Here is a 13,906-nt window from a genome sequence, read left to right as displayed (position 1 = left end):
ATGCGGCCAACCTTTCCCGCCGGTCCGGCCACCCGTTCAGCCATCTACTGGCTGGGATTCCTCGCCGCGCTCAAGGCCCTGTCCCTGGTCCTGATCGGCCAGGCCATGGCCTCCGTCCTGGCCGGCCTGGCGGCGGGAAACCCCGCTTGGGACGCACAGCTGACCGCCGGACTTGCCGGCGTCGTGCTCCGCTCCCTGACGGTCTGGGGGCAGGCCGTGGCCGCCCGCAGGGCAGCCCTGGGCGTGAAGGAAGAACTCCGGGCCGAACTGCTCGAGCGGGCACTACGCACCGGCGTCCGGACTTCCGGTCCCGGCGACGGCGGCTTGGCGGTCCTGGCAACCCGTGGCCTGGACGCGCTGGACAGCTACTACACCCAGTTCCTTCCCGCCCTGGTCAACTGTGCTGCCGTTCCGCTGCTGCTGGGGGCGCGGATCCTCTTCGCCGACTGGGTGAGCGCGCTGGTCATTGTGCTGACGGTGCCACTGATCCCGGTGTTCATGGTTTTGATCGGCCGGTACACCGAGGACAGCGTCCGCCAGGCGCAGGCCTCGCTGGCACGGCTGTCGGCGCACATGCTCGAGCTCGCCAAGGGCCTGCCGGTCCTGGTGGGGCTGGGACGGGCCACCGCCCAGCGCAAGGCCCTCGAGGAAATTTCAGAGGAGTACCGCTCACGCACCATGGGCACCCTGCGGACCGCCTTCCTGTCCGCGCTGGCACTGGAACTCATCGCCACCATCTCCGTGGCCGTGGTGGCCGTCTTCATCGGAGTCCGGCTGGTCCACGGGGACATGCCGCTGGAGGCAGGCCTGCTGGCGCTCCTCCTGGCGCCGGACTGCTACCTCCCGCTGCGTGAGCTGGGTACCGCCCACCACGCCAGCGACGACGGCAGGGTGGCCCTGGCGGAAACCACCGCCGTCACTAATGCGCAGCAACCGGTGCCGCTGCCCGCCGCCAAGGCCGGCAGGCCGGGTGCTCCGCTCGAGGTCACCGCACTCACGGTGACCTATGCCGGGCGCTCCACCGCCGCCGTCGGGCCCCTGACCTTCACCGCCCCGCAGGAGAGGATTACCGCCCTGGACGGCCCCAGCGGCGCCGGCAAAAGCACGGTCCTCGGCGTACTGGCCGGAACCATCGCCGCCGGTGGGGGGACCAGCATCACCGGATCCATCAGCGGCCTGGACCGGCGCAGCGTGGCCTGGGTGACGCAGCATCCCGTCATGGTTGCACCGACCGTCCTGGACGAGGTGCTGCTGTACCTTTCGCCGGACTCCGGCTCCAGCCCCGACCGGTTCGCCGCCGAAGAAGCCGCCCGCCGCTGCCTGGAGCGCGCCGGTGCCGGGCACCTGGCCGGGAAGCACCAGGCGGAGCTGAGCCCGGGCGAACTTCGCCGGGTGGCATTGGCGCGCGGTCTGGCGAGGATCGAGGCCGGGGCCACGCTCCTGCTGCTCGACGAACCCACCGCGCACCTGGACGACGCCTCCGCCGCCATCGTGGAGAACGCCATCCGCCGGCTGCGCGGCCAGGTGACCGTGATCCTGGTAGCCCACAACCAGCGGACCCGGGAACTCGCGGACCAGTTGGTGCCGGTGGCGCTGCCGTCTGGCACCGTGGCGGCAGCGCAGCACGCCCGTATAGTCAACCTGCACGCCAGCTTCTCTGAGTCTTCCACAGGTGGCAGCAGCGCGGACGCCGGCGCACCTGGATGGACCGCCCACCCCCAGTCCGCCCACTCCCAGCCCGCCAGCACCGGGACCGGCAGCACCCAGGCCGGGTCAGGCACTGCCCGTCTCCTGGCCGCCCTCCTGGGCCCGGTCCGCGGCCAGTCCGCGGCGGCTGCGTTCGTCGGCACCCTGGCGGCTGTCTTCGCCGTCGCGCTGTCCGGTTTGTCCGGCTGGCTGATCATCCGGGCCAGCGAGCAGCCGCCCATCCTCTACCTCCTGACCGCCATCGTCGGCGTCCGGTTCTTCGGCATCGGCCGGGCCGTGTTCCGGTACTGGGAACGGCTGCTGCTGCACGACGCAGTCTTCGCCGCGCTCACCCGCCTGCGCGGCCGGCTCTGGGAGTCACTGAGCCGCCGCGCGCTGTCGCTGCGCCGGCTGTTGCAGGGCGGCAACGTTCTGGGCACGGTGATCGACGACGTCGACACGATCCGCGACCTCCTGCCCCGTGTAGTCCTGCCGCCCGTCACTGCGCTCGCAGTGTCCGTCCTTGCCGTGGCCACCACGGCCGTCCTGGTGCCTGCCGCCGTTCCCGCGGTGCTTGCCGCCGTCGCGTGTGGCCTGCTGGTGGCGCCCGCTGCCGCCCTGTGGGGCGACCGCAAGTCCGCCAGCGTGGAGCAGTCCCTGCGATCCGGTGTCCTGCGCCGTGTCGCTGCGGCACTGGATGCACGGGCCGAACTGCACGCCAACGGGGTGGCACCGCGGGTGCTCGAAGCGCTGCTGGCGGAGGACCGGGACGCCACCCGGGCCTCCCGCCGCTCTGCCTGGGCCGACGGGCTGGGCCAGGCCCTTGCCACCGCCGGCTGCGGCACCGCAGCCCTTGCCGCGGCCCGGTTGGCCGGTCCAGAGGTGCTGGGCGACAGGGTGGCTCCGGCCACCGCGGCGGTGGTGGTCCTCCTGCTGCTCGCGCTGGTGGAGCCCTTTGCGGCCATGACGACGGCGGTGCGCCAGTTCCCGGCACTGCGCGCCGTGATGCGCAAAGTGGGGGAGTCCGGTGCCCTTGACGGCGACGCGTCGTCCGATGTTGACGGGCTTAACGGACTGCAGCCGGTTCCGGGCCGGGACGGCGGCGCCCGCGGTGTTGAGCTGGTGGACCTGGCGGCGGCGTGGCCGGGCGGTGCACCGGTCTTCGAGGGCCTGGATGCGGTGGCGGAGCCGGGACGCTGGCTGGCGGTCACCGGGCCATCTGGGTCCGGCAAATCCACGCTGCTCTCCGTGCTCCTGGGCTTCCTGCCCCCGGCCGCGGGCCAGGCCAGGGTCACCGGCCGGGCGGCATGGTGCCCGCAGGAGGCGCACTTGTTCGATTCCACCATCCGCGGAAACCTGCTGCTGGGCCGGCCGTCCCAAGCCGATGCGTCCCAGGCCGGTACAACCACGGACGGTGACAGTGGGCTGGAAGCCGTGCTGGCCGCCGTCGGACTTACTGAACTTGTGGGCCGGCTGCCGGCGGGACTCGACACCCGGATCGGCCCGGGCGGTGCCTTCCTCAGCGGCGGCGAGCGCCAGCGCCTGGCCGTGGCGCGGACCCTGTTGACCGGCGCCGAAGTGATCCTGCTGGATGAGCCCACGGCACACCTGGACGCGGAGGCCGCTGCCCTCATGCTGGCGGACCTGCGGGCGGGGCTGCAGGACCGCACCGTGGTTCTGGTGACCCACAACCCCGCGGACATCCACTCGGGCGATGCCCGGCTGGATCTTGCGGCGTCCTCGGGCCAGCCGCGGGGATCCCTGGCGCCCTCCCGCTGACGCTGAGCCTTCCCGCTGACGCTGAGCCTTCCCGCTGACGCTGCGCCTTCCCGCAGAAGCCTTGCCTGCGGGGCCGCGGGTTAGTGCAGGGGCCCAGTACAGCGGGGTCGGTTCAACTAGCCGTTGACGTCGTGCAGGTGGTGGACCACGTCGTGGAGGAAGTACTGGGCGAGCGTCAGGACCGTGAACTCCGAGCCGTTGCTGCGCAGCCCCCGGCGTCCCCAGTCCTCCTCACGCACGCGGGCGAAGGATTCGGCGGCCTGGTGGCCTTCCGCGGCAAGTTCCGCGCCCACCACGGACGGGTCAGAGTTGGCATAGTCCTTCTCCTCGGCGGTGGCGTCCTGGTCCCAGTTGTCGAACCGGGCGTCGTCCGATTCCAACATGAGGTTCAGCCGCTGGTCGAAGAGCGCGAAGACGTCCCGCACGTGGCAGGCGTACTCCAGCGCGGACCACGTGTCATCATTGGGGCGCTGCGCCACACCCGGCCGGCGAAGGACGGCCCGCCACCGCGGGAGCATGCTTTCGATGCTCCCTGGAACGGTTGCCGGAGTGGCCGTGGAGGCGTCGAAGGAGCATTCCGGGCAGGGGCGGGACAGGACCCAGGTCCAGTCCTTCTCATCAGGCACGATAGGCATGGGAGCAGTCTAGTTCTCCGGCCCGTCCGTCCACGCCATGACCGGACCGACGGCTTCCACGGCCTGGGAGAGCGGGACGCCGGAGCCATCGCGGCGGCCGTGCTCCTGCGGCAGTGACCGGGCCACGCCGGCAGCCGAAGATGCCTTGGCCGGGCCATGCCCCGCCCAGGCAAGCAGCAGCGTGTCCTCGCCCTTCAGGAAACGGTGCGACCGGACCCCTGCCGTGGCGCGGCCCTTGGCCGGGTATTCGGAGAATGCTGTCACCTTGGCCGTGCCCGGCGCCGTTCCGGGCAGGGCGCCGTTGGTCCCGGCAATGGTCACCACGACGGCGGACTCGTCCTTGGGCTGGACGGCACCGAAGAAGATCACCTGGTCACCCGCGGCGAGTTTGATGCCCGACATCCCGCCGGCCGTGCGTCCCTGGGGGCGGACGGCGGAGGCCGGGAACTTCAGCAGCTGGGCTTCCCGGGTGACGAACACCAGCTCGGCGTCGTCCTCGCCTGCGGGAGCCACGCCCACCACGGTGTCCTTGTCCTTGAGGCTGATCACTTCCCAGTCTTCCCGGTTCAGCGGGTAGTCAGGCTGGACGCGCTTCACCACGCCCTGGGCCGTGCCGATGGCCAGGACCTCGTCCAGCCGGACAAAGGCCACCAGGGTCTCGCCCTTGACCAGGGTCAGGAAATCCTTCGCCGGAACACCGCCGGCCAGGTTGGGCAGGCCGGTGACGGGAGGCAGCACCGGCATGTCCATGACCTGCAGGCGCAGCATGCGTCCCAGCGAGGTTACGGCGGCTATTTCGCCGCGGGCCGACGTCTTCACTACAGAGGTGTAGACGTCGTGCTTGCTGCGGGGTCCTGCTTCGGCCAGCGGCTCCTGGTTGCTGGTGCGCGCCACCTGTCCGGAGGCGCTGAGGATGGCCCAGCAGGGGTCGTCGGCGATTTCCAGGGCCAGCGGCGCGGCTTTGGCCTTCCTGCCGTTCGCTCCTGCAAGCTCTGCGGCCACGGTGGGGGAGACGGCCTCGGATTCCAGCAGTACCGTGCGGCGCGGGGTGCCGTGTTCTTCGGCGATGGCGCCCAGCTCGTCGGACACCACCGTGCGCAGCAGTTCCTCGGAGTCCAGGATGGCCTGCAGCTCCGCGATCTCGCGGCGGAGCTCGTCCTGCTCCTTCTCGAGTTCGATCCGGGAGTACTTGGTGAGCTGGCGGAGACGCAGTTCCAGGATGTAGTTGGCCTGGACCTCGGTGAGGTCGTAGATGGACATCAACCGCTCACGGGCAGCCGCGGCCTCGTCCGAGGACCGGATGATCTGGATGACCTCGTCGATGTCCACGATGGCAATGAGGAGGCCCTCCACCAGGTGCAGGCGGTCCTTCTTCTTCCCCAGGCGGAAAACGGTACGCCGGCGGACCACGTTGATCCGGTGGTTCACGTACACGGACAGCAGGTCCACCAGGCCCAGCGTCTGCGGCTGGCCGTCCACCAGCGTGACGTTGTTGATGCCGAAGGAGTCCTCCATCGGCGTGTAACGGTAGAGCTGCTGCAGCACGGCGGTGGGGTTGAAGCCGTTCTTGAGCTCGATGACCAGCCGCAGCCCGTGCTTGCGGTCGGTCAGGTCCACGATGTCGCTGATGCCGGTCAGCTTCTTGGCGTTGACCGCGTCCTTGATCTTTTCGATCACCTTTTCCGGGCCCACCATGTACGGCAGTTCCGTGACCACCAGTCCGGTGCGGCGCGCCGAGAGCTGCTCGATCTCCACCTTGGCCCTGGTCTTGAAGGATCCGCGGCCGGTGGCGTAGGCGTCGCGGATGCCGTCCAGGCCCACGATCCGGCCGCCGCTGGGCAGGTCCGGGCCCGGGACAAACCGCATGAGGTCATCCAGTGTGGCGTCGGGGTTGGCGATCAGGTGCCGGGCAGCGGAGATGACTTCCACCAGGTTGTGCGGGGCCATGTTGGTGGCCATGCCGACGGCGATGCCGGTTGCGCCGTTGACCAGCAGGTTGGGGAAGGCGGCGGGAAGGACATCCGGCTGGGTGAGCTGGTTGTCGTAGTTGGGAACGAAGTCCACCACGTCTTCGTCGAGGTGGTTGGTGAGCGTGAGGGCGGCCGCCGCGAGCCGGGCCTCCGTGTACCGCGGTGCTGCCGGGCCGTCGTCGAGCGAGCCGAAGTTGCCGTGCCCGTCAATGAGCGGCAGCCGCAGCGAGAAGTCCTGCGCCATGCGCACCATGGCGTCGTAAATGGCGGCGTCACCATGGGGGTGCAGCTTGCCCATCACTTCACCCACGACGCGCGCACTCTTGACGTGGCCGCGGTCCGGGCGCAGGCCCATGTCGCTCATCATGTACAGGATGCGGCGCTGTACCGGCTTCAGTCCGTCCCGGGCATCCGGCAGGGCGCGGGAGTAGATCACCGAATACGCGTACTCCAGGAACGATCCCTGCATCTCGGACGTGACGTCGATATCGACGATGTTCTCCGTGTAGCTGTCGTCCACGATGGGCGTTGAATTCTGGCGGCGGGCCATGGGTTTGGTAGATCCTTCTGGGGTTGCTGCGCAGCCTTGCAGGCGTGCTGCGATAGTTTGTGGCTAGGCTAAGCCTATGGTGGATCAGCCCGGGGACGGCGAATATCCGGAACATTGGGAAGCCGATGTCGTCCTGCGCGACGGCGGAACGGCGCACCTGCGCCCCATCCACCCCTCGGACTCCGACGCCGTCCAGGCATTCCACACCGGGCAGTCGCAGAATTCAATTTACATGCGCTTCTTCGCCTTCAAAGCCAGGTTGTCCGCCAAGGAGCTGAAGCGCTTCACGGAAGTGGACTACAAGGACCGGGTGGCGTTCGTCATCACCATCCACGGCGAAATCATCGGCATCGGCCGCTACGACCGGCTGCCCGACCCCACAGAAGCCGAGGTCGCCTTCAACATCGCCGACGCCCACCAGGGCAGGGGCATCGGCTCCATCCTCCTGGAGCACCTGGCTGCCGCCGCCCATGAAAACGGGATCCGGAAGTTCACCGCGGAGGTCCTGCCGGAGAACCGCAAGATGCTGATGGTTTTCTCCGACGCCGGGTACGACGTCAAACGCCACTTCGACGACGGCGTCGTGAGCCTTGAGTTCAACATCGACCCCACCGAAAAATCACGTGCCGTGATGGAATCCCGCGAGCACCGCGCCGAGGCCAGGAGCGTCCGGGAGCTGCTGGCGCCGTCGTCCGTTGCCGTCATCGGGGCCAGCCGCAAATGGGGCACCGTGGGCTACCAGCTGCTGGAGCACATCATCGAAGGCGGCTTCCACGGCACCGTCTATGCCATCAACCCGGAGGCGCTGGAGCTGGCGGGCATGATGTCCTACGGCAAGCTCGCGGACGTCCCGGAACCGGTGCAGCTGGCCATCATCGCCGTGCCGTACGAGGAAGTCCCCGGGGTGGTTGCGGACTGCGCGGCCGCCGGCGTCAAGGGCGTGGTGATCGCCTCTGCGGGATTCGCGGACGACGGCGAGCGCGGGCTGCTCAGGCAGCGCGCCCTGGTGCGCCAGGCAAGGGCGAACGGGATGCGGGTGATCGGTCCGGCCTCCCTGGGCATCGCCAACACCCACCCCGGTGTGTCACTGAATGCCTCGATGGCGCCCACCATGCCGCTGCGCGGCAGCCTGGGCCTGTTCACCCAGTCCGCCGCGATCGGCGTCGCGCTCTACGCAGCCTCCAGCCGGCGCCGGCTGGGACTGTCCAGCCTCCTTTCCGCGGGCAACCGGGCGGACGTCTCGGGTAACGACATGATGCAGTACTGGGAGGACGACGCCGACACCTCCGCCGTGGGCCTGTACCTGGAGTCGATCGGCAACCCCCGCAAGTTCTCCCGCATTGCCCGGCGCTTGGCGCGCACCAAACCGGTCATCGTTGCCAAGTCGGACGCCATGGGGCTGCGCCTTCCTCCCGGCCACGCCGTCCGGACCACCCAGGCGCCGGCGGGGGCGCTGGACGCCATGCTGCGCCAGTCCGGCGTAATCCGTGTGGAAACCATAGAGCAGTTGGTGGACGTGGCGCAGGTGGTGTCAGGCCAGCGGCTTCCCACCGGACCGGACGTCGCAGTCTTCAGCAACTCCCAGGCGCTGGGCAACGTGGTGGCGGACAGCGCCGTCGCGCACGGGCTGGGAGTGGCGCAGGTGGTCTCCGGGCTCGACCTTGACGCCGGCCAGTCGGTGGCCCTGCCCGCTCTGCGGAAGGCCCTCCTGGACGCCCTCGCCTCGGACGCCGTTCATGCCGCCGTCGCCGCCCTGCTCCCTGCCCGCGGCCTTACCGCCGACGCCGTGGCGCAGGTCCTCGCGGAATGTTCCGCCAGTTCAGGGAAACCGGTGGTTGCCGCGTTCACCGGCATCCTGGACCCGGCCACCCATGTGGAGGGGCTGGTGGGCGCCGACGGGTGCACCGTCCCGTGCTTTTCCAATCCCGGAGCTGCGGTTGCCGCGCTCGCAGCCGTGGTCCGCTACGCCGAGTGGGCCGCGCGCGACCAGGGGCAGTTCGTGGAGCCTTCCGGATGCGACCCCCGGCAGGCCGAGGCCGAGCTCGACGCCCTGCTGGAAGACGTGGAGGGCGAGCAGCTCAAGCAGCTGGACCCGGCGGCCGCCGCCAGCCTGCTCGGGCATTACGGCATTTCCGTCCTTCCCTCGGCACCGTTCACCACCCCGGACGAGGCCGTGGCGGCAGCAGACGCCCTGGGCTGGCCCGTAGTGCTCAAGACCACCGAGCCTGCGCTGCGGCACCGGCTGGACCTCGGCGGCGTGCGCCTTGGCATCGAGGACGCGGAATCACTGCGGCTCAACATCGAGCAGATGCGGCGGGCACTCGCAGCCTACGGCGACCCCGCGCTCGAAGTGCAGGCGATGGCGCCGGTGGGGCAGGCCTGCACCTTCCGGGCCATCGAGGATCCGTTGCTGGGCCCGGTCATTTCCTTCGGCCTGGCCGGGGATGCCGTCAACCTGCTGGATGACTGGGCGCACCGGGTGCCGCCGCTCTCCGCGGCGGACGTGCACGACTTCATCCGTTCGCCCCGGGCCTCGCTTAAACTCTTCGGCTACCAGGGCCTGCCGGCCGTTGACGTCCAGGCGCTGGAGGATCTTGCCGGCCGGCTGGCGTGGATGAAGGACAACCATCCCGAGATCGCCCTGGTGGAATTCAACCCTGTTCTGTGCGGGACCGCAGGGGTGACCATCCTGGCCGCGGACGTCCGGATCGGCAACGCTGCGCAACGCACGGACAGCGCCCGAAGGGCCATGCTGGGCTGACGCGGTTAGCAAGTGACCGGACGATCTGTGAAAATGGGGGCATGAGCTTCCAGCCTCCCGCTTCGGCGCCCGAAACGCCCGGCAACGAAAACCAGGCAGTCCGCCAACACAGCTCACACAACCACGGCATCCAGGGCCAGAGCCTGGAAGACGCCCTGCAGAAGGCAGGGTTCTACCCGCGTCTGGTCTCGGACGTCGTCGATGACGCACTCGACGGCCGGGACTGCGTGGCCCACCTGGTGCACCTGGAAACGCACTTCGACCGGGCAGAAGTGCGCCGCCATATCACCGTGCTTGTCCTCACCGCCGACATGCTGGTCATTACCCACGTGGACGACCAGCAGCTCGACGAAGCGGGGGAACAGATCGTCGCCCAGATCTCCACGGAGTCTGTGCCTGTGGCACAGATCCGCTCCGTGGTCCTGAGCTACATGTACGCGCAGCCGCAGAACTACAAGCCCTCGGATCCCGTCCGTGAACTCACCCTGTCCATCGCCTGGTCCGGCGGCCAGCGGCTGGACATGGGCCCCGCGAGCTGCGGCGACCCGCAGTGCGAGGCCGACCACGGTTACACCGGAACCATTGCCCAGGAAGACATCGTGCTGCGCATCAGCGCCGAGGCGGACGGCCTGCAGGCCGTGCAGGACGCCAAGCTCTTCGCCAGGGCCCTGCGGGCGGTCAACACCGGTTCCCCCGCACCCATGTCCCACGCCCAGTCCATGGCGCCGCGGCCGCGGTCAGGAGTGTTCGGCAACCGGCTCAGCCGCGGGCACCAGCAGCGCTGAGATGCCGGAAGACCGCCCTCACGCCGTACCTGCCGCCACCATCGCCGGACGCACTCCTGACCTTCCGCCCCCACCCGCCTACGGGCACCGTTCCATTGCCGAAGTCCTCACCAGCGCCGCAGCATGCCTGGGAGTGGAGGGCTTCACCAACACGTTGGGGCTCCCGGCCGCGGCGCGCGTCTGCGTCGTCCTCGCGGACGGCCTGGGCCGGAACCTGCTCAAGCAAAAAGCAGCGCACACGCCGTTCCTGCGGTCCGTGATGCAGGCCGGGCAGGGCGACGTTCCGGTCTGGCTGGACTCGGCCTTCCCCTCCACCACGGCAGCGGCCTTGTCCAGCTTTGGGACCGGGCTGCCCGCAGGCCAGCACGGCATGGTGGGCTACGACGTCCTGGACCCCGACCAGGACAAGGTGGTCAACCTGCTGGGGAACTGGGACCCGGGTGTGGACCCCGCTGCCTGGCAGCCGTTCCCCACCGTGTTTGAACGCGTCGACGGCAACGTGGCGGTCAGCACCGTCAGCCTCTCCCAGTTCGACGGCTCACCCATGACCCGCGCAGCGCTGCGGGGAGGAAGTTTCATTTCCGGCACCACCTCCCACGCCCGCACCGCAGCGGCGGCCGACACCATGGCAGCCTCCGGCCCGGCCCTTATGTACTTCTACGTCAACGAACTGGACAAGGCGGGGCACCGCTACGGCTGCCGCTCCGAGCAGTGGGAACACCAGCTCGAAGAGCTCGATGCCACGGTCAAACGGCTCAACGCCTCGCTTCCGGCCGGCACACTAATCCTGCTGACGGCCGACCACGGCATGCTGGACGTTGCCGAATCCCAGCGGATCGACTTCTCCGCCTACCCCGAGCTGGTGGACGGCGTCCGTCACACGGCGGGGGAGCCGCGCATGGTGCATCTGTACCTGGACGGCACGGAGCCCACGGAAAGTCCAAGGGCCGGGGACAGTGCCGGCGCAGCCGTTCGGGAGCGGCTGCTGGCCGCCTGGAAAGCGCGCTTCGGTGACCGGGTTTGGGCTTTCACCCGTGAGGAGGCTGTGGCCGGGGGACTTTTTGGTGACGTGCGGCCCGCTGTGGAAGGCAGGATCGGTGACGTCATGATCGCCGCCCGGGACGCCGTCGCGCTTTACGACGGGCGGCGCATGCGGCCGACCGCCATGGAAGTGGTAGGCCAGCACGGCTCCCTGACCAAGGCCGAGCGGGAGGTACCGCTGCTGTGCTTCACCGCCGAAGGAAGGACCAAGCGGCGTGGCTGAGCTGATTTTTTTCTCCGGCACCATGGACTGCGGCAAGTCCACTCTCGCCCTGCAAATGGACTACAACCACCGGGCCCGCGGCCGGGGTGGCGTCCGCTTCAGCCGGAACGACCGCGCCGGTGAGTCCCGGATTTCCAGCCGCCTCGGCCTTGAGACCGACGCGGTGGAGGTGCTGGACTCCACTGACTTCTGGGAGGAAGTCATGCTTCGCCGCACCCGGGGCCAGCGGGTTGACTACCTGATCTGCGACGAGGCCCAGTTCTACACCCCGGAACAGGTTGAGCAGCTGGCCAAGGTGGTGGACGAGATCGACGTCGACGTCTTTGCCTTCGGGATCACCGCTGATTTCCGGACGCGCCTGTTCCCGGGGTCACAGCGGCTGATCGAGCTCGCCGACCGGGTGCAGGTACTGCAGGTGGAAGCGCTGTGCTGGTGCGGCCGCCGCGCCACCCACAATGCCAGGACGGTCGACGGCGTCATGGTCACCGAGGGTGCCCAGGTGGTGGTGGGTGACGTGGACATGGTGGTGGAGGCCGCCGCAGCCCCCGAGGCGGAGCATGTACCGGTGGTGGGCTACGAGACGCTGTGCCGGCGCCACTTCATGCGCAGGGTGACCGCGCACGGTGCGAACCTGATGGCCCAGCAGGACCAGTTGCTGCCGTTCGATGTGGATGCCTGCCTGTGGCAGGGCTCGGGCGGACCGGGGGAGGGCCCATGAGCCACTCGCCGGTCAGTAAGGCGTCGACAGGGTGAACGTTCCGACGGCTCTCGCGCTCTTCCCCCGCGACCTTGCGAGCCCACCCCGCAGCTGGGCTGAGCGAACGTACGATCTCAGGCGCTTCACAACGATGCCCCGTGGGGGACACTTCGCACCACACGAGGAACCTGAACTACTGGCCGACGACATCATGGAGTTTCTTCAGACGTTGTGAGCGGCCTGGGTCCGCTATGGGATTCGCCAGTCGCGACCTGAACCTGCCACTGGCGCCCGAGCCACATCGGTTCACTGAAGTCGTAATCGGCTGCAAGCCCACGCGGGCTTCCTGCGAGTCCATATCGTGGACTTTTTTGTCTCACTTTGTGGATGGTATGCAGAATCAGCATATGGACCCTACGCTCGTGAAAACTGACCATTCCATTACCGGCGCCAGCACCACGATGGCAGCATGGCTCATGCTGACGCTGGGAGTTGCGGCCCAGGCTGCAGGCACGCTGGTCGTGTCAACGCCCGCTTATCTGATTCCGTATCTCCTTTCCGAGCGAGGATTGTCACTGGCGGACGCGGGAATGCTGGCTGCTGCTCCCACTCTTGGAATGGTGTTTACCTTGGTCGCCTGGGGTGCGGCGGCGGACCGTTTCGGAGAGCGATGGGTGATCGCGGGCGGCCTTGCCGGCACGGCGCTCTTCATGCTCCTTGCGGTATCAGCCACTGACACCGTGGGGCTCGGTGCGATGCTCGGGCTGGCGGGTGCAGCATCGGCCAGCAGCAACGCGGCCACCGGGCGCGTGGTCGTCGGATGGTTTCCCCGACCGCGCCGCGGTCTTGCGATGGGTATCCGGCAGATGTCCCAACCGCTGGGGGTCGCCGCCGCTGCCCTGACCGTGCCGATGATGGCCGCACATCACGGTCTGTCCGGGCCCCTGGTCCTTTCGGGTATCACGGCTTCTGTCGTTGCGGTCGCGTGTGCGGTAGGGATCCGGAACCCGCCGCGGGCCATGCAAAACATCACCGTCTCCCGCCACAACCCCTACAAGGGATCGACGTTCCTGTGGCGGATCCACGCGGTGTCGATGCTTCTCGTCGCCCCACAGTTCACCCTGTCCATCTTCGGGCTGGTCTGGCTGACCTCGGCTCTTGGCTGGGCCGCCACCCCCGCCGGCACTGTCATTGCCCTTGCCCAATTCCTCGGTGCGTTGGGAAGGATCGCTGTCGGTCATCTCAGTGATCGAACGGGAAGCCGCGTGACGGTGCTGCGATGGGTCGCTTTCAGCTGCGTCGTGGTGATGCTCCTGCTCGCACTTACCGGATGGCAGGAATGGGCGCTGCCGGGCGCACTGGCCCTAACGCTTGCGACTGTCGTCTCCGTGGCAGATAACGGGCTCGCCTTCACCTCCGTAGCCGAGGCAGCCGGGCCCCGATGGTCCGGTCGCGCGCTCGGCATCCAGAACACCGGACAATTCATCACCGCATCAGCCGTCGGCCCTGTTGTGGGATCACTCGTAGGCCTTCTCGGGTATCCCGCTGCCTTCGCCCTTGCCGCCTTGACCCCCTTGATAGCCCTTCCACTGATCCCAGCAAGAGATCTATGTCCGGGCACTGACAGCACGGCCACTCGAGTCTCCGAGCAGATCGCAGGCGGGGACCATCCCGGCCGGCAACGATCCAGGGTGCAGTAGACGAAGTTCTAACGTTCCCCATTACCCGGGCACACCCCGCGGGCCGCAGGGTGATGAGAACGGCCGACGGGGAGCCAGG

8 protein-coding genes are annotated in these 13,906 nt (G+C 68.7%); 6 read left to right on the top strand and 2 right to left on the bottom strand.

From position 1 onward, the window contains the following. The gene (gene cydD, locus ACTJK0_RS13875; RefSeq protein ID WP_440745553.1) at window positions 1-3,465 is read left to right on the top strand and encodes a thiol reductant ABC exporter subunit CydD; all 3,465 of its coding nucleotides are present in this window, start codon (window positions 1-3) and stop codon (window positions 3,463-3,465) included. A 116-nt stretch (window positions 3,466-3,581) separates the two neighbouring features. On the opposite strand, the gene ACTJK0_RS13870 is transcribed toward cydD, so the two are convergent. Beyond that, window positions 3,582-4,100 (bottom strand): DinB family protein, encoded by a 519-nt coding sequence (locus ACTJK0_RS13870; RefSeq protein WP_110544540.1) that lies wholly within the window; start codon window positions 4,098-4,100, stop codon window positions 3,582-3,584. 9 nt (window positions 4,101-4,109) lie between these two features. Next, on the bottom strand, window positions 4,110-6,620 hold the full coding sequence (locus ACTJK0_RS13865) for a DNA topoisomerase IV subunit A (protein WP_110544538.1): 2,511 nt from the start codon (window positions 6,618-6,620) through the stop codon (window positions 4,110-4,112). Window positions 6,621-6,696: 76 nt separating this feature from the next. Between ACTJK0_RS13865 and ACTJK0_RS13860 the strand changes: the two genes are divergently transcribed. From ACTJK0_RS13860 to ACTJK0_RS13840, 5 genes are all read left to right on the top strand, one after another. Then, window positions 6,697-9,381, top strand: coding sequence for a bifunctional acetate--CoA ligase family protein/GNAT family N-acetyltransferase (locus tag ACTJK0_RS13860; RefSeq protein ID WP_440745552.1), 2,685 nt, complete (start codon window positions 6,697-6,699; stop codon window positions 9,379-9,381). 41 nt (window positions 9,382-9,422) lie between these two features. Next, window positions 9,423-10,166: a DUF5998 family protein gene (locus ACTJK0_RS13855; protein WP_110544535.1), complete on the top strand. Its 744-nt coding sequence runs from the start codon at window positions 9,423-9,425 to the stop codon at window positions 10,164-10,166. A gap of 1 nt (window position 10,167) precedes the next feature. Beyond that, window positions 10,168-11,430 carry an alkaline phosphatase family protein gene (locus tag ACTJK0_RS13850; RefSeq protein WP_440745551.1) on the top strand — a complete coding sequence of 421 codons (1,263 nt, stop codon included), beginning with the start codon at window positions 10,168-10,170 and terminating at the stop codon, window positions 11,428-11,430. Further along, complete coding sequence (locus ACTJK0_RS13845) at window positions 11,423-12,148, top strand: thymidine kinase (protein WP_440745550.1); 726 nt, start codon at window positions 11,423-11,425, stop codon at window positions 12,146-12,148. Before ACTJK0_RS13850 ends, ACTJK0_RS13845 begins: the two co-directional genes overlap by 8 nt. Window positions 12,149-12,549: 401 nt before the next feature. After that, on the top strand, window positions 12,550-13,827 hold the full coding sequence (locus ACTJK0_RS13840; RefSeq protein ID WP_440745549.1) for an MFS transporter: 1,278 nt from the start codon (window positions 12,550-12,552) through the stop codon (window positions 13,825-13,827). The last annotated feature ends 79 nt before the right edge of the window (window positions 13,828-13,906 follow it).

Source organism: Paenarthrobacter sp. 22069 (assembly GCF_052046035.1).
Lineage (GTDB): Bacteria > Actinomycetota > Actinomycetes > Actinomycetales > Micrococcaceae > Arthrobacter.
Note: the sequence above shows the minus strand (reverse complement) of the source record. Positions and strands in the feature narration are given on the sequence as shown.